At 33.6% G+C, this 1,317-nt stretch carries 1 protein-coding gene; it reads left to right on the forward strand.

Annotated elements, in window-relative coordinates; all coding sequences use genetic code 11:
* Positions 1-1,317: hypothetical protein (locus ACTG3S_RS14480; RefSeq protein ID WP_439130038.1), on the forward strand; the 1,317-nt coding region annotated here is incomplete at both ends.

Consider the following 1,317-nt stretch of genomic DNA (forward strand, 5'->3'; position numbering starts at 1 on the left):
GACGGTTTTAACACTTTTAATTTACCTGCTGAAAAAGACACTGAAATTTTAGGTGGTTTAGATACCACTATTTTTGAAGTATTATATTTTGATAATTCAGCAGACGCCAATTCTAGAGATAATCCTCTGCCAGATAGTTATACAAATCCAAGTGCTTATAGTTCACAAATAATTTATGCTAGAGTACAAAACAAAAAAGCACCAACAGCCTGTATAGACATTACAACATTTAGGCTTGCTGTAACAGGATTCCCAGAACCTAAACAGCCAACACCTTACAGAATTTGCGACAACAATGCAAGTGCTGGTGGAGATACAGATGGTGTTATCAATACATTTGTATTAAACACAAAAGATTCAGAAATATTAGGTGCTTTAAGTAATACACAATATAACTTATCTTACCATACTACTTTAACTGGTGCAGAAACTAATGATGCTAGCACAATTATTAATAAAAACACAAACCACCAAGTTACAAATTCGCAAACAGTTTTTATTAGGGTCGAAAATGTTGACAACGCTGCTTGTTTTGACGCTTCTAAAACCTTAGAACTAATTGTAGACACTTTACCTGTAGTTGCTACTAATCCTGTTTTAGAGCATTGTGTAAGTGCAAACAATAACAATCCTACAGTTAATTTAACTACAGCACAACCTAGTATTAGTAACACCCCAAATGTAAGGTTTCAGTTTTTTATAGATGCTATGGGTACTTCAGAAATTACAAACATTACCGCTTACCCAGTACAATCAAATGCTACACAGTCTGTATACGTTAAAGTTTTTACAGACCAAGGTTGTACTAGAGATATTGTTGAATTAATCATAAATGTCGGACAAACACCAGACAATCCATACAATACTTTACAACCACCTGTTTGCGACGATTTTTTAGACGCAAATGGGCTGGATACTCCAGGTATGAACAGTGATACAGATGGTATAACTAACTTTTCTTTAAATGAAAGCGCCATATTAGCAGGTATAAATGCACCCGCAAATACAGAAGTAACATTTTATGAAAATATTACTGACAGAGCAAACACTTTAAATGAAATTGATATTACCAACTACAGAAACAATTTAAGCAAAATAGATATTACAAATGTTCCAGAAGGAATTCAGTTTCCCATTTATTATAAAATTTTAAGTACAGTTAACAATAACTGTCAAGGTTTAGGGCAATTCAATGTTCAAATTAATTCGGTTCCCACAGCAAATCCAGTATTAGATTTAGAATTGTGTGACGATGTTGTAGATGGTGATGCTGAAAATGGAATCGTCCAAAACTTCGACTTAGAAAGTCAAACTGCA

This window comes from Polaribacter sp., from assembly GCF_965656025.1.
Taxonomy (GTDB): domain Bacteria; phylum Bacteroidota; class Bacteroidia; order Flavobacteriales; family Flavobacteriaceae; genus Polaribacter.